The sequence below is a fragment of the Agrobacterium sp. 22-214-1 genome (assembly GCF_053522465.1).
This window is the reverse complement of record NZ_JBNWCK010000001.1, coordinates 1,819,263-1,834,550: the sequence shown is the minus strand read 5'-3', so window position 1 is coordinate 1,834,550 and position 15,288 is coordinate 1,819,263. Positions and strand designations below refer to the sequence as shown.

16 protein-coding genes are annotated in these 15,288 nt (G+C 60.3%); 4 read left to right on the top strand and 12 right to left on the bottom strand.

Annotated elements, in window-relative coordinates; translation table 11 throughout:
- Positions 1 to 82 precede the first annotated feature (82 nt).
- The 8 genes from phnC to phnG form a co-directional block, all read right to left on the bottom strand.
- Entirely contained in the window at positions 83 to 943 is an 861-nt protein-coding gene (gene phnC / locus ACQZ5G_RS09250; RefSeq protein ID WP_448737124.1) for a phosphonate ABC transporter ATP-binding protein, read from the bottom strand.
- Positions 944 to 1,177: 234 nt separating this feature from the next.
- A complete protein-coding gene (locus ACQZ5G_RS09245; protein ID WP_448737125.1) occupies positions 1,178 to 1,795 on the bottom strand; it encodes a transferase hexapeptide repeat family protein in 618 nt (205 codons plus the stop codon).
- Positions 1,792 to 2,499, bottom strand: coding sequence for a phosphonate C-P lyase system protein PhnL (phnL, locus tag ACQZ5G_RS09240; protein WP_448737126.1), 708 nt, complete (start codon positions 2,497 to 2,499; stop codon positions 1,792 to 1,794). The genes ACQZ5G_RS09245 and phnL overlap by 4 nt, the downstream gene beginning before the upstream one ends.
- Before the next feature lie 4 nt (positions 2,500 to 2,503).
- Positions 2,504 to 3,280, bottom strand: coding sequence for a phosphonate C-P lyase system protein PhnK (gene phnK, locus ACQZ5G_RS09235; protein WP_003524419.1), 777 nt, complete (start codon positions 3,278 to 3,280; stop codon positions 2,504 to 2,506).
- A complete protein-coding gene (locus tag ACQZ5G_RS09230) occupies positions 3,277 to 4,179 on the bottom strand; it encodes an alpha-D-ribose 1-methylphosphonate 5-phosphate C-P-lyase PhnJ (protein WP_065654731.1) in 903 nt (300 codons plus the stop codon). The genes phnK and ACQZ5G_RS09230 overlap by 4 nt, the downstream gene beginning before the upstream one ends.
- Before the next feature lie 133 nt (positions 4,180 to 4,312).
- Complete coding sequence (locus ACQZ5G_RS09225; protein WP_448737127.1) at positions 4,313 to 5,422, bottom strand: carbon-phosphorus lyase complex subunit PhnI; 1,110 nt, start codon at positions 5,420 to 5,422, stop codon at positions 4,313 to 4,315.
- Between the two features lies 1 nt (position 5,423).
- Positions 5,424 to 6,032 (bottom strand): phosphonate C-P lyase system protein PhnH, encoded by a 609-nt coding sequence (phnH, locus tag ACQZ5G_RS09220; protein WP_400155956.1) that lies wholly within the window; start codon positions 6,030 to 6,032, stop codon positions 5,424 to 5,426.
- Positions 6,032 to 6,493, bottom strand: coding sequence for a phosphonate C-P lyase system protein PhnG (phnG, locus tag ACQZ5G_RS09215; RefSeq protein ID WP_020812951.1), 462 nt, complete (start codon positions 6,491 to 6,493; stop codon positions 6,032 to 6,034). The genes phnH and phnG overlap by 1 nt, the downstream gene beginning before the upstream one ends.
- Positions 6,494 to 6,575: 82 nt before the next feature.
- On the opposite strand from phnG, the gene phnF reads away from it, so the two are divergent.
- Positions 6,576 to 7,313, top strand: a complete 738-nt coding sequence (gene phnF / locus ACQZ5G_RS09210; protein ID WP_448737128.1) for a phosphonate metabolism transcriptional regulator PhnF — start codon at positions 6,576 to 6,578, stop codon at positions 7,311 to 7,313.
- A gap of 8 nt (positions 7,314 to 7,321) precedes the next feature.
- Here phnF and dapB read toward each other — a convergent pair whose 3' ends face one another.
- From dapB to mepA, 4 genes are all read right to left on the bottom strand, one after another.
- Positions 7,322 to 8,149, bottom strand: coding sequence for a 4-hydroxy-tetrahydrodipicolinate reductase (dapB, locus tag ACQZ5G_RS09205; protein WP_269828432.1), 828 nt, complete (start codon positions 8,147 to 8,149; stop codon positions 7,322 to 7,324).
- A gap of 127 nt (positions 8,150 to 8,276) precedes the next feature.
- Positions 8,277 to 9,299: a glucokinase gene (locus tag ACQZ5G_RS09200; protein ID WP_448737129.1), complete on the bottom strand. Its 1,023-nt coding sequence runs from the start codon at positions 9,297 to 9,299 to the stop codon at positions 8,277 to 8,279.
- 22 nt (positions 9,300 to 9,321) lie between these two features.
- Complete coding sequence (locus ACQZ5G_RS09195; protein WP_003524431.1) at positions 9,322 to 9,705, bottom strand: methylglyoxal synthase; 384 nt, start codon at positions 9,703 to 9,705, stop codon at positions 9,322 to 9,324.
- A gap of 100 nt (positions 9,706 to 9,805) precedes the next feature.
- A complete protein-coding gene (gene mepA, locus ACQZ5G_RS09190; protein WP_448737130.1) occupies positions 9,806 to 10,855 on the bottom strand; it encodes a penicillin-insensitive murein endopeptidase in 1,050 nt (349 codons plus the stop codon).
- A gap of 204 nt (positions 10,856 to 11,059) precedes the next feature.
- On the opposite strand from mepA, the gene ACQZ5G_RS09185 reads away from it, so the two are divergent.
- The 3 genes from ACQZ5G_RS09185 to ACQZ5G_RS09175 all read left to right on the top strand — a co-directional run bounded on the left by ACQZ5G_RS09185 (position 11,060) and on the right by ACQZ5G_RS09175 (position 15,283).
- Positions 11,060 to 12,904 carry an extracellular solute-binding protein gene (locus ACQZ5G_RS09185; protein ID WP_448737131.1) on the top strand — a complete coding sequence of 615 codons (1,845 nt, stop codon included), beginning with the start codon at positions 11,060 to 11,062 and terminating at the stop codon, positions 12,902 to 12,904.
- Positions 12,905 to 13,043: 139 nt separating this feature from the next.
- Positions 13,044 to 14,138 carry a microcin C ABC transporter permease YejB gene (locus ACQZ5G_RS09180; protein ID WP_448737132.1) on the top strand — a complete coding sequence of 365 codons (1,095 nt, stop codon included), beginning with the start codon at positions 13,044 to 13,046 and terminating at the stop codon, positions 14,136 to 14,138.
- On the top strand, positions 14,138 to 15,283 hold the full coding sequence (locus tag ACQZ5G_RS09175; RefSeq protein ID WP_448737133.1) for an ABC transporter permease: 1,146 nt from the start codon (positions 14,138 to 14,140) through the stop codon (positions 15,281 to 15,283). Before ACQZ5G_RS09180 ends, ACQZ5G_RS09175 begins: the two co-directional genes overlap by 1 nt.
- Positions 15,284 to 15,288 lie beyond the last annotated feature (5 nt).

Sequence of the window (15,288 nt, the reverse complement as noted above, 5' to 3'; positions counted from 1 at the left end):
CTTTCTCCTGTTTCCCGGCGAGCCGGAGTTTGTTGTGAAATATCGGCCCTTGACGCGGGCGCAAACGATGCTGAGCGGTTCCTCAGAGCCCGGCGAGAGCGAGCGGTTCGGGGCCGGCAGATTGCTGCACCGGACGCGCGGGAAGCTGCGCGCCGGGAATATTGATGCTGGTCGAGGTCATGGTCTCGTCGATGCCGGACCCTTGAGAATCGGTTCCGTAAATTTCCGTGACGGCCGCAGCCGTCAGTTCCGCCGGCGTTCCGTCGAAGACGACGCGGCCCTGAGACATGCCGATGATGCGTTCGCAATAATTGCGCGCCGTATCCAGCGTATGCAGGTTGGTAATAACGGTAATGCCTTCGCGTTCGTTGATGTCGCGCAGCGCGTCCATCACGATCTTGGCGTTCAGCGGGTCGAGGGAAGCGATAGGCTCATCGGCCAGAACCATCTTCGGAGACTGCATCAGGGCGCGGGCGATGGCGACGCGCTGCTGCTGACCGCCGGAAAGCGTGCCGGCAGCCTGCATGGCCACATGCTCGATGCCGAGCCTTTCCAGGGCGGCGATCGCCATCAGGCGCTCGTCATTGGTGAAGATGTTGAACAGGCTGAGCGCCGTCGAGCGGTGATTGAGGCGACCGAGCATGACATTGGTGAGCACATCGAGGCGCGGCACCAGATTGAACTGCTGGAAAATCATGGCGCAGTCGCGCTGCCAGCTGCGCAGCACCGCGCCCTTCAGCGCCGAAACTTCCGTGTCATTGAAATGGATGGAACCCGAGGACGGATCGACGAGGCGGTTGATCATGCGCAGCAGCGTCGATTTTCCCGCACCCGAGCGTCCGATAACGCCAACCATCTGGCCCTGCGGAATTTCGACATTCACGGAATCGACCGCAGTGTGGTTGCCGAAACGGCGCGTGACTTGCTTCAGGTGAAAGCTCATTTCCCCGTCCAATCTTCTTTTTGACGGGGTTCGGCGTAACAGCGGTGCGTGAAGTGTGGATGTCAGTTTGATGAATAAAATATTACAGATTTCACGGATATCGCATCCGGCTGTTCGCCGACAAAGCTTTCGGGAGGAATCTTGGACCGTTCAAATCCGCGTGTCTTTTTTGATCGCATAAACAAAAATCCCGGGGGGGCCCCGGGATTTGCAGGTGTTCGGCAGAGGGAGATTTCATCCGCCATATTTCGCGACGAAATCCTCGGCGTCCAGATTACGGAAATCCTCGAGAGCGACGCGCAATGCCGCGTGGTCCCAGTCCCACCACTTCAGATTATCCATTTGCCGGCCCAGTTCCGCCGGGAAGCGTTCCCGGATCGGCCGGGCGGGCACGCCGCCAACGATGGTATAGGGCGCGACGTCTTTTGAGACGACTGCACCCGCCCCGATCACCGCGCCGTTTCCCACCGTGACGCCGGGCAGGATCGTCGCACCATGGCCGATCCACACATCGTGGCCGATGACGACGCGCTTGGCGCGGCGGGCGGCAAAGAAGTCCGTCTCATCCTCCGCATCGTCCCAATAGTTGTGGGCACGATAGGTGAAGTGATGCAGCGTCGCCCGCTGCATCGGGTGATTGGTGGCGTTGATGCGGACGGAGGCGGCGATGTTGACGAATTTGCCGATGGTGGCGCACCAGATCGCACCATCCTGCATGACATAGGAGTAGTCGCCCATCTCGACCTCCTCTATGCGGCAGCGTTCCGAAATTTCGGTATAGCGGCCGATCGCGGAGTTGCTGACACGGGCGGTCTCATGGATGACCGGTTCCAGACCGACCTTGACGCTCATGCCGCTGCCTTTCTGGGAGAAAACTGTGAGACGTCCAGAATGCGGTCGGCCACGGCCTCCCGTACCTCCTCGTCATGGAAAATGCCGAGCAGTGCCGTGCCCTTCTGTTTTTTCTCGACGATCATATCGACGACGACACGCCGGTTGAGGGCGTCCAGCGAGGCCGTCGGTTCATCGAGAAGCAGGATCGCATGGTCGGTGATGAAGCCGCGCGCGATATTCACGCGCTGCTGTTCGCCGCCCGAAAAGGTCGCCGGCGGCAGTGACCATAGTTCCCGTGGCAGGTTGAGCTTCGAAAGCAGCATGGCTGCGTGTTCGCGGGCTTCATCGACGGCAACCTTGCGCGCCAGAAGCGGTTCGGCGACGACATCTATGGCAGCGACACGCGGCACGGTGCGCAGGAACTGGCTGACATAACCGATGGTGCGGTGACGGATATCGAGGATCGTGCGCGGCGAGGCGTTGCCGATATCGACGACCTGGTCCTCATGACGAACGAGAATCTGCCCGCTGTCGATGGCGTAGTTGCCATAGAGCATTTTCAGGATCGAGCTTTTGCCGATGCCGGAGGGACCGCCGAGCACGACACATTCGCCGCCGCAAACGGAGAAATTGACATCGCGCACGACGGGCAATTCGATACCGTCGCGAAGATGCATGGTGAAGCTTTTGAAGACTTCCGAAACGATAAGAGGCGTCGGCATGGCGTCAAACCTGCAGAATAGAGGAAACAAGCAATTGCGTGTAGGGCTCGCGCGGGTCGTCCAGCACCCGGTCGGTCAGTCCGTGCTCGATGACGTCCCCGCCCTTCATCACCATCATCCGATGGGAAAGTAGCCGCGCCACCGCAAGATCATGGGTGACGACGACGACGGCGAGACCGAGATCGTTGACGAGACCGCGGACCAGATCGAGCAGGCGCGCCTGCACGGAAACATCGAGGCCGCCGGTCGGTTCGTCCATGAAGACGAGGCGCGGCGAGGTGACGAGGTTGCGGGCGATCTGCAGGCGCTGCCGCATGCCGCCGGAAAAGGCGCGCGGCTGGTCGTCGATGCGGTCGGTGCCGATTTCCACCCGTTCCAACCATTCGCTGGCCGATTGCCTTATGTTGCCGTAATGCCGGTTGCCGACGGCCATCAGCCGCTCGCCGACATTGGCGCCGGCCGAAACCGCCATGCGCAGCCCGTCCGCCGGGTTCTGGTGCACGAAACCCCAGTCGGTCCGCATCAGGAAACGCCGTTCGGCCTCGCCCATATGATAGAGGTCACGCACCGAACCGTCGCGCATGCGATATTCCACACTGCCCGCCGTCGGCATCAGCCGGGTGGAAATGCAGTTGAGGAGCGTGGTCTTGCCGGAACCGGATTCGCCGACAATGGCCAGAACCTCGCCGGGATAAAGCTCGAAGGAGACATTGCGGCAGCCAGCGCGGTCGCCATAATATTTGGAAACGTCCCGGACTTTCAGAAGCGGTGCGTCGCTCATTCTGCGGCCTCCTTCACATCCGCCAGGAGGTGGCCCTTGTGGCCATGGGCGCGGCGGTCCTCGCAATGGTCGGTATCGGAGCAGACGAACATCCGCCCGCCCTTATCATCAAGCACCACCTCGTCCAGATAGACATTCTCCGCACCGCACAGCGCGCAGGGCTTGTCGAAGCGCTGGATTTCGAAGGGATGGTCCTCGAAATCGAGGCTGACGACGTCGGTATAGGGCGGCACGGCATAGATGCGCTTTTCGCGTCCTGCGCCGAAGAGCTGCAGGGCGTCCGAGAGATGCATTTTCGGATTGTCGAATTTCGGGGTAGGCGATGGATCCATCACATAACGCCCGGCCACCTTCACCGGATAGGCATAGGTGGTGGAGATGCGTCCGTTGCGGGCGATGTCCTCGTAAAGCTTTACGTGCATCAGGCCGTATTCCTCCAGCGCGTGCATGACTCGCGTTTCGGTCTCGCGCGGCTCGAGGAAGCGCAAGGGCTCGGGAATGGGAACCTGATAGACGAGGACCTGACCCGAATGCAGTTCTTCTTCGGGAATGCGATGCCGCGTCTGGATGATGGTCGCATCCTTGGTGCGGGTGGTGACGGCAACATTCGCCACCTTCTGGAAAAAGGCGCGGATGGAAACCGCATTGGTCGTGTCGTCCGCACCCTGATCGATAACCTTCAGCACATCGTCTGGGCCGAGAATGGAAGCGGTTACCTGCACACCGCCGGTGCCCCAGCCATAGGGCATGGGCATTTCGCGGGAAGCGAAGGGAACCTGATAACCGGGAATGGCGATGGCTTTCAGGATCGCCCGGCGGATCATTCGCTTGGTCTGTTCGTCCAGATAGGCGAAGTTGTAGGCAGCCAGCCCGTCGTCAAATGAAACTTCTTCAAGCATTGCGCGTTAGCCTTGTGAAAAAAGGAGTACAAGCTCATGGAGATTGGAATTCTTGCAGCCGTGTTCTTTGCTGTGTTTGCAGCATCGACCGTCTTTTGCGCTTACTGGTTTGGCGAGCAGCACAGCCGTTGAGCTATTCGGCCGCATCGCCCATCCACTCCGCGCCATCGGCGTTGACCGCCTGGAAATCGGTGCGCATTTTCCTGACCAGACCGAGTTCGGCCTGGAAATCCACGTAATGCGGCAGTTTCAGATGTTCGACGAAACCCGTTGCCTGAACGTTGTCGGCGTGTGAAATGACGAATTCCTCGTCCTGCGCGGGGGCCACGACGTCCTCGCCGAATTCGCCTGCCCGCAGCGCCCGGTCGACCAGCGACATGGCCATCGCCTTGCGCTCGCTCTGGCCGAACACCAGACCGTAGCCGCGCGTGAATTGCGGCGGCGCCTTGGCCGAACCCTTGAACTGGTTGACCATCTGGCATTCGGTGACCTGTATGTCGCCCAGCGAGACGGAAAAGCCGAGTTCCGGCACGTCCAGTTCCACCTCGACCTCGCCGATGCGGATTTCACCGACGAACGGATGGGTGCGGCCGTAACCGCGCTGCGTCGAATAAGCGAGCGCCAGAAGGAAACCCTCATCGCCACGTGCCAGCGATTGCAGGCGCAGATCACGCGGCATCGGAAATTCCATCGGCTCCCGCGTCAGGTCGCCGGCAATATGGTCAGCCGGCATATCGCCGTCGGTTTCGATCAGTCCTTCTTGCGCCAGAATATCGGAAACCCGCATGACATGTTCCGGCTCGCCTTCGCGCTGGGTGGCTGTCTCAACGGCCTCGTCCTCGAGAAGCGAAGGATCGAGCAGGCGGTGTGTGTAATCGAAGGTCGGCCCCAGCAATTGCCCGCCCGGCAAATCCTTGTAGGTCGCGGAAACGCGCCGCTGCACCGTCATGTCAGCGGTATCGACCGGAACCGAATAACCGAAACGCGGCAGCGTCGTGCGATAGGCGCGCAGCAGGAAGATGGCCTCGATCATGTCGCCGCGGGCTTGCTTGACCGCAAGGGCTGCTAGCGACTGATCGTAGAGAGACGCTTCCGCCATAACCCGGTCGACGGCGAGCGAAAGCTGCGAAACGATCTGCGACACCGTCATCGCTGGCAGGTCACGGTCTCCGCGCCGCTTGTCGGCAAGAAGCCGGTGGGCGTTGGCAATGGCGGTTTCCCCGCCTTTGACAGCAACATACATCTTACGCCTCCACGGGTTGAATGCGCGTCGTGCGCGGCAGGCAGACAAATCTGTCGGCGGATGTCAGGATGACGTCGACGCCGCGCGGGAAGATGGCGTTGTTCTCCGCCCACAGCCGCGGGAATATGTCCGGCAGGCCGGTGGGGCTGATGATGTTGACGTGGCGGATACCGGGGCCGGAGAGCAGCAATTCCCGCCCACCATCCAGATCAGGCAACTCGATGATGAGCGTGGTGGAGCGGTCGGGATATTCCTGACTTCCCTGGGCGAAGAGACCGAAGGAGGCTATGGCGCTGCCCGCTTCGATGACGGCGAAATGCGCTGCGCTTTTTTCTTCCGTCGGAACCGCACCGGTATGAAATCCGATCCAGCCGGGGACGGTCGTTTTCCGCAGGGCGCCGCTCAGCCAGACCGGCGTATCGTGATCGCAGAGCGCCAGCAGGACCGCGCCGGTGGCGGGGGCGAGAGGCGATGGCGGGGCGACTGCGGTTTCGATTGTCTGCGGCGTGCCCGGCCGGGCCATGCCATCCATGAGTTTCTTGAAAATCCGTTGGGAATCGAAGACGGCATCGGAAAAACCGCCCGTCAATGCTTCGGCCTTGACGCTCATCAATCTTCTCCTCGAACCATGGTGAAGAAATCGACCCGGGTGGCGGCGGTCTCTTTTGTTTTCCTGTCCTTCTCCTCGGCCAATCGTTTCTCGACCGGTGAAAGAAGCTCCGTTTCGATGAAGCCGCGGGTCGGGCTTTCCTGCCAGAGCGCATCGAAAACGGCGGCATACCAGGCCTTCTTGCGGCCGGTGCCGAGAACATGCGCGTGACCGACGGTGCCGGAGGCAAGCTTGACGGTTGCCCGGGTAACGGTCGTCTCACCCAGATTGAAGGGCGCGCCGCCGCCGCCGATACGGCCTTTGACCATGACGAGGCCGGTTTCCGGCCCGCGCACATTTTCCGTCCGGGGGCTCTCATCCTGCCGGTTCCAGACGGTTTCGAGTTCCTGAACCGTGGCGCGGGCAAGAAGCGCCGCCACCCGCTTTCTGTCTGCATGCAAATCTGCAGTTTCGTGAATCATCGCTTGACCTCTAATGTCTATTGATATAGACAACTATACAATATAAGGTACATTTAACGTTCGTGAATGACAAGCGTGTGACATGGGCCCTTCGGCAGCGATGAAAAGAAAGAACGGCGTGGCGCTCTGGCGGCAGATCGCCGACAGGATCAGAGGCGAGATCGCGGCGGGCGATCACGATGAAACCGGCATGTTGCCGCCGGAAATGACGCTGGCCGAAAAATTCGGCGTCAACCGCCACACCGTCCGAAGCGCCATTGCCGCACTCGCCAGTGAAGGCATCCTCGAGCCGGTGCAGGGGCGCGGCACCATGATCGCCCGCAAGGAGCGCCTGAGTTTCCCGATCTCACGGCGCACGCGGTTCACGGCGGGGATTGCCGATCAGGTCAAGGAAATGGAAGCGCTGCTTCTTTCCCACACAACCGAACCGGCCAATGCCGATCTGGCGGCGCGGCTGCAATTGCCGGCGGGTGCGCCGCTCATACGTCTCGAAACGCTGCGCAAGGCCGATAACCGCCCGGTGTCCCGCTCGACCACATGGTTTCCGGCGGATCGTTTCGCCGGAATAGGGGAGGCTTACCAGAAGAGCGGCTCGATTACCGCTGCCTTCAATATGCTGGGCGTGGCGGATTACGTGCGTATTTCCACCGTCATCTCCGCCAGCCATGCGGACACGCAGGATCTGGCGGATCTGGAATTGTCGCCGGGCGCAATTCTGCTCGTCACCCAGGCGCTGAATGCCGATATGGATGGCGTGCCGGTGCAATATGCCATCAGCCGCTTCTCGGCCGATACGGTCGAATTCACGGTGGAGAATTAAGGCGAAGCTTACTCCGCCTGCGAAAGCCCCAGCACATCCAGCATCGAATAGAAGCCCGGCTTCTTGTCGAAGGCCCAGACGGCTGCAGCAATCGCGCCGCGTGCGAAAATGGAGCGGTCGCCGGCATAATGCGAAAGCTCGACGCGCTCGCCCTCTCCGGCGAAGATCACTGAATGTTCGCCGATCACCGAGCCGCCACGCAGTGTGGCAAAACCGATGGTCCCCACTTCACGCGCACCCGTATGCCCGTCGCGTACGCGAACGGAAGATGTGGTGAGATCGACTTTGCGTCCGGCTGCCGCCGCCTCGCCGAGCAGAAGGGCGGTGCCCGAGGGCGCATCCACCTTATGTTTGTGATGCATTTCAAGGATTTCGATATCCCAGTTCTGCGCGTCCAGCGCCTGCGCGGCTTGCTGCGTTAAAACGCTAAGCAGGTTGACGCCGAGGCTCATATTGCCCGACTTGACGATGCGGGCATGGCGCGACGCCGCCTTGAATTTTTCCTCGTCTTCCGCCGAGCAGCCCGTGGTGCCGATGATATGCACGATGCGGGCCTGTGCGGCGAGGCCGGCAAAGGTGACGCTGGTTGCCGGCGAAGTGAAATCGATCACCCCTTCCGCATGGAGAAAGGCCTGAAGGGGATCGCTGGTGATCTCGACGCCGATCGGGCCGAGACCGGCGATCTCGCCCGCATCGCGGCCGACAAAGGCCGAGCCTTCGCGCGCCACGGCGGCATGTAGCTGGACGCCGGGCGTCTGGTGAATGAGGCGGATCAGCGCCTGTCCCATGCGGCCCGCCGCGCCGACCACCACCAGTTTCATGCCGCTGCTGCCCATGCTGTCACTCACTTTTCATCTCGGGCGGATCGAGATCCGCCGGGTATCGGTCGATTGATGTTTGCAGCAGCGACGTTAAAGAGCGCCCGCCTGCTTCGCAAGCATCACATAAGAACAGGCCGGGCGATCAACCCCTCCAGCGTCGCCCGTCCAGCGACAGGCCGAAATCGGACGGCGTTCTCGAATAGGTGGCAAGCCCGGAAAGCGCCGCCTGCGGATGGGTGACGACGAAGGTGGGAATGGTCCGCATCAGCGCGCTGTGCGGCGCCTTGTCTTCGAAGGCAGCCCGGAATTCCGGGCTCTTCAGCGCCGGAATGATCTTCTGCGAAATGCCGCCGGCCAGATAGACACCGCCCTTGGCCATGAAGATCAGCGCGAGGTCACCGGCCACGCGGCCGAGATAGGTGCTGAACAGCGAAAGAGTTTCTTTCGCCTGCGGATTCTCGCCCGAAAGCCCTTGAGAAGTAATGTCGGCCGGATCCGAAAAGACAGGCTCGATGCCATCGGCGGTGCAGACGGCCCGGTAAAGATTGACAAGCCCGCGCCCGCACAGGATCTGCTCCCCGGCGACACGGCCCTCGATGGTTTCGATATGCGGGAAAACCGCATAGTCGCGCGCGCTTCTCGGGCCGATATCGATATGACCGCCTTCGCCGGGCACCGGGAACCACATATGGCGGGCGTAAACCAGCCCGGCGACACCAAGCCCCGTGCCGGGTCCAAGAACGACGCGCGATGCCAGCACATCCTTGCGGCCGGAGCCGATGGATTCGCGGTTGTCGTCGTCAAGCGCTGCAATCGCCAGAGCCTGCGCCTCGAAGTCGTTGATGACGATGACATCCTTCAGGCCGAGATTGGCCAGCATGTCCTTCGGCCTGACGACCCAATGGCAGTTGGTGAGGGGAATCTCGTCACCTTCGATGGGGCCGGCAATCGCCAGAATGGTCGAGACCGGCTGGAGCGAGGTCTTGTCCAGAACCGCCTGCTGGATGGCGTCGTCGATGGTCGGATATTCCGCCGTCTTCACGGTGGTGAGGTGCACCGGTTCGGCAAAGGAATCGATCAGAATGGAAAAGCGGGCATTGGTGCCGCCGATGTCGCCAAGAAGGATCGGAAAGGACAGATATTCGGTATCGGACGTCTTCGGCATTGCCTGTTCCATGTTGGGAGGTTCAATTGGCGACGTGGAAGTCGATGAGATTTTCTGCGGTGGCGCGGTTGAGCGCCATGGGAATATCGTAAACCGTAGCAAGCCGGGTCAGCGCCTTCACATCAACATCATGCGGCATGGCCGTCAGCGGGTCTGTGAAGAAGATCAGCATATCCACCTCGCCGGTGGCGATCATCGCGCCGATCTGCTGGTCGCCGCCGAGAGGTCCGCTTTTGAGGCGAATGACTTCAAGACCCGGACAGGCTTCCTGTACCCGTCCGCCGGTGGTGCCGGTGGCGACGATCCTGAAACCGGCAAGCGCTTTCTGGTGATGACGGGCGAAATCCGCCATATCGTCCTTTTTCTCGTCGTGAGCGATGAGCGCGATACAGCGTTGTCCTTCCATGGTCCCAGCCCGTTCCATCAAGAATTAAATCGATTTGAAGCCTTCTATAACAGCTTGCCGCCATTTGAAAAGGGAAGCTGTTGAATGCCCCATTTCTGTTTCAGTTCAATGTCGGGCGCTGGGTGGGAAGCGGAATATCCGAAGGTGGCTGCAGGGTGGGGGCTGCCTGAATGACCTGTTCCACGCTTTGCTGGCGCGTTGCCGGAGCAGGCGAATAGGCCTGAGCTGCAAGTCCCTCGGGATTGGCGGAAGGGGCGGCAGCCACGGCGGCGCAGGCCGAGGGCAGATCGGAAACCATGACCGGGCGCGGTTTCACCGGCTTGGCATTGGGGTCCTTTTTCGGCGGCGCCCACGGTTCCTTGCTGAACCACCAGGCAAGCGACTTGTCGCAGCCGTCGCCTTTGCCCACGGCCGCCTGCGGTTTGCAATTGGGCGCGCCGGGCGGGCATTCGAGACGGATGTGGAAGTGCTCGTCATGGCCGTAGATCGGCCTGATCTTGCCCATGAAGGTGCGGTCGCCGGTCCATGTCTGGCAGAGTTTCTGCTTGATGGCCGGGTTGACGAAGACACGCTCCACCTGCGGGTAGCTTGCTGCCATCATCACCAACCGGGCATTGAGCGGTGACCACTTGCGGTCATCGACCGTCAGGAACTTGCTCTTGTCCAGCATGGAGATGAAAGGCACGGTTTCGCGCTGCTCCACGCTCAGCCGTGGGGTCGGCATCGGCCGCCACCATATGTCGACATCGAGGCCGATCTGGTGCGAAGCATGGCCGGTCAGCATCGGCCCGCCGCGCGGCTGGGAAATATCGCCCAGCAGCAGGCCCGGCCAGCCGATCTTCTGGGCATCCTGCGAAAATTGCTCGAGGAAGGAAATCATTTGCGGCTGGCCCCAGCGCCGGTTGCGGGAAAGGCGCATGGCCTGCCAGCCGGGACCGTCCGTCGGCATGGCGATGGCGCCGGACTGGCAGCCCTTGGCATAGGAGCCGATCGGCTGCGAGCCCGTGGCGGAAGGCAGCGCCATGTGGCCGAACACTTCTTTCGCGGGCCTGTCCTCGGCCGATGCGGTTTCCATCTGCAACTGCAGCGCGGAGACGACCGAAATCGCCAGCATGGCCGCCTTGAAAACTCTCGATGATCCCGCCGTCATATAGTCTTGCCCGTCCGATCAGATGATTCTCTTCCCCTTAAGATAAACTGGAACGGGATTTTGTTGAAACCATGTTTCGCCCCGCATCACGCAAAGCGCGGGGATAAAGACGCCGATAAAGAGCTTGTGAGCCAGCGCATCTGTTTTTTGACAATCTTTGTTTTATGCTCTCTTCAACAAACACTAAAACAGGGAACTTCCCGAATGATATTGGCGCCATTGAAATCCCGTTTCCTCATCGCTCTTGCGGCATCCGCCCTGCTGATACCGGCGGCGGCTTCCGCCCAGTCTGCGGATGTGTGGCGAAAGGGTATTTCGACGGTCGGGGAACTGAAGCATCCCGATGGCTTCGATCATTTCGACTATGTGAACACCAAGGCGCCGAAAGGCGGCACCCTTCGCCTGTCGACGGCGGGCACCTTCGATACCCTTAATCCGCTGCTTGCCAAGGGGGAGGCGGCGACCGGCCTTTCGCTCGTTTTCGATACATTGATGAAATCGACGGAAGAGGAACTGTCGGCCTCCTACGGTCTTCTGGCCGAGGGCGTGAGCTACCCTGACGATATTTCGAAAGCCACCTTCCGGCTGCGTGCCGAGGCGAAATGGGCCGATGGCAAGCCGGTGACACCGGAGGATGTCGTCTTCAGCTTCGAAAAGGCCAAGGATTTGAGCCCGCAGCTGGCGACCTATTACACCCATGTCACCAAGGCGGAGGTGAGCGGCGAAAGGGACATCACCTTCACTTTCGACGAAAAGAACAATCGCGAATTGCCGCAGATTGTCGGACAATTGCTGATCGTTCCCAAGCACTGGTGGGAAGCCGCCGGCCCGGATGGCAAGCCGCGCGATATATCGCGCGGCACGCTGGAGCCGGTCATGGGTTCTGGCCCCTACAAGATTGCCTCAGTCTCTCCCGGCTCGACAATCGCTTACGAACGCCGCGACGACTACTGGGGCAAGGACGTCAATGTGAATGTGGGGATGAACAATTTCAAAACCATCGCCTACACCTTCTTCGCCGATCAGGATGTCGAATTCCAGGCCTTCAAGTCCGGCACCGTCGATTTCCGCCAGGAAGCCTCCTCCAGCCGCTGGGTCACGGGTTATGATTTTCCGGCCGTCAAGGAGGGCCGCGTCAAGAAGGAAGAACTGCCGAATATCTATCGCTCCGTCGGTATCATGCAGGCCTTCGTGCCGAACATGCGCCGTGAAAAGTTTCAGAACCCGAACCTGCGCAAGGCGCTCAATTACGCCTTCGATTTCGAGGAGCTGAACCGCACGCTGGCTTACGGCCAGTTCCAGCGCATCAACAGCTTCTTCATGGGCAGCGAGCTGGCCTCTTCCGGCCTACCGACCGGTCGCGAGCTGGAAATCCTTCAGGAACTGAAGGATCAGGTTCCGCCGGAGGTCTTCACGACAGAATATCGCAACCCCGTGGCAGGCGACCCCACCAAGCAGCGTGACAATCTGCGCGAGGCGGTCAAGCTGATGAAGGAAGCCGGTTACGAGCTGCGCGGCAACCGCATGGTCAATGCCAAAACCGGACAGCCGCTCGATATGGAGTTTCTGATCGATTCCGCCGGCATGGAAAGAACCATCCTTCCCTATGTCCAGAACCTCAAGAAGATCGGCATCAACGCGACGATCCGGACAGTCGACGCCTCGCAATATACCAACCGCACCCGCAGCTTCGATTATGACGTGATCGTCAAGCTCTGGGCGACTTCGGCCAACCCCGGAAACGAACAGGCGGATTTCTGGGGCTCGGCCGCCGCCGACCGGCAAGGGTCCAATAATATTGCCGGCATCAAGAACCCGGCCGTCGATGCGTTGGTCAGGAAGGTCATATTTGCGCCCAACCGGGGTGAACAGGTGGCCGCCGCACGCGCTCTCGACCGGGTGCTTCTGGCAAACAGCTATGTCATCCCGCAATTCTATCGCGGTGAGATGTTCATCGCCTACTGGAACACGCTTATCCGTCCGGAAAACCTGCCCCAATATGGTGTCGGTTTTCCCGATGCATGGTGGTCCAGTCAGGCCGCGAATTGACGCTGGCCTTGCTTTCGCGCCGAAGGCTTGATTCACATAGGGCGAGACGAATCGCTCAAAGCGCAGGCAGCGCTTTCAGGAAAGGACCGGGTTTGACAGAAACGAAGACCGCTGACGTATCGGCCGGGAGCAGAGGCTGATGGGCGCCTATATCCTCAGACGTCTGGCGCTGATGATCCCGACCATCGTCGGCATTATGGGCATTTCGTTTCTCGTCATCCAGTTCGCGCCGGGCGGGCCGGTGGAACAGGTCGTCGCGCAATTGACCGGGCAGGGCGATAGCGCCTCCGACCGGCTTTCGGGCGGCGGCGATCTTATGGGCCAGTCCGGCGGTTTCGATGACAGCGGTTCGAAATATCGCGGTGCGCAGGGTCTGGATCCGGAACTGATCGCGAAGCTCGAAAAACAGTTCGGTTTCGACAAGCCGCCGCTCACCCGTTTTCTCGAAATGATGTGGAATTATATCCGCTTCGATTTCGGCGACAGCTTCTTCCGCAATTCGTCGGTGATCGATCTCATCATCGACAAGCTGCCGGTCTCGGCCTCGCTCGGCTTCTGGATCCTGATCATTTCATACATCATCTCCATTCCGCTCGGCATCAAGAAAGCCGTGTCCGACGGCTCGACCTTTGATGTCTGGACCTCCGGCATCATCATCATCGGTTATGCCGTGCCGAGCTTCCTTTTCGGCATTCTGCTCATCGTCCTCTTCGCCGGCGGGTCCTTCTTCGACTGGTTCCCGCTGCGCGGTCTGGTGTCGGATAATTTTGATCAGCTGAACTGGTGGCAGAAGATCATCGACTACTTCTGGCACCTGACCCTGCCGCTCATCGCACTGTCGCTCTCGGCTTTCGCGACGACGACGCTTCTGACCAAGAACTCCTTCATCGACGAAATCAAGAAGCAATATGTCGTCACCGCCCGCGCCAAGGGCCTCACCGAGCGCAGGGTTCTTTATGGTCATGTCTTCCGCAACGCGATGCTGATCGTGATCGCCGGTTTTCCGGGCGCCTTCATCTCGGCCTTCTTCACCGGCTCGCTGCTGATCGAGAATATCTTCTCGCTCGACGGTCTCGGCCGCCTCGGTTATCTCTCGGTCGTCAATCGCGATTACCCGATCGTCTTCGGCACGCTCTTCATCTTCTCGCTGATGGGTCTCGTCGTCGGCCTGATTTCCGACCTCATCTACACATGGATCGATCCACGTATCGATTTCGAGCGGAGGGACGTGTGATGACGCTTACCCATACCGCCGAAACGGAAACGCCGGTAAAACCGAAGCGCCCGTGGTTTTCGCCGACCACCAAACGCCGCTGGCAGAATTTCAAGGCAAACCGGCGCGGTTACTGGTCCTTCTGGCTGTTCCTGATCCTGTTTTTCCTGAGCCTGATTGCGGAATTCATTGCCAATGACAAACCCATTCTCGCTTCCTACAAGGGCGAGTTACTGGTGCCGGTCATGGTCGACTATCCGGAGGAAAAATTCGGCGGGTTCCTTGCCCAGACCGACTACAAATCCTCCTTCATTCAGGATGAGATCAACGCCAATGGCTGGATGATCTGGCCGCCGATCCGCTACTCCTATCAGACGGTCAATTCCAATATTCCCCATTCGGCGCCCACCGCGCCCTTCTGGCTGATGGATAAAAAGGATCGCTGCTCGGCTTACCCGCAGGGCGATGCCGATCCCGGCTGCACGCTTGGCAATCTCAACTGGCTCGGAACCGACAATCAGGCGCGCGATGTCACGGCGCGGATGATCTACGGTTTCCGCATTTCCGTACTTTTCGGCCTGACGCTGACCATTGCGTCGGCCCTTGTCGGCGTTACCGCCGGCGCGATCCAGGGTTATTTCGGTGGCTGGACGGACCTGCTGTTGCAGCGTTTCATCGAAATCTGGTCGTCCATGCCGGTGCTCTACATCCTGCTCATCATCGCGGCCATCCTGCCGCCGGGCTTCTTCGTGCTGCTCGGCATCATGCTGCTTTTTTCATGGGTCGGTTTCGTCGGCATCGTGCGCGCGGAATTCCTACGGGCCAGAAACTTCGAATATGTCCGCGCCGCCCGTGCGCTTGGCGTCGGCAACTGGACAATCATGTTCCGGCATCTTTTGCCAAACGCCATGGTGGCGACGCTGACCTTCCTGCCCTTCATCCTTTCCGGTTCGATCACGACGCTCACCTCGCTCGATTTCCTCGGCTTCGGCATGCCGCCGGGATCGCCGTCGCTGGGCGAGATGATCGCGCAGGGCAAGAACAACCTTCAGGCCCCCTGGCTTGGCCTCACCGCCTTCTTCACCATGTCCATCATGCTGTCGCTGTTGATTTTCGTCGGTGAAGCGGTGCGCGACGCCTTCGATCCACGCAAGACGTTCCGGTGATCGCC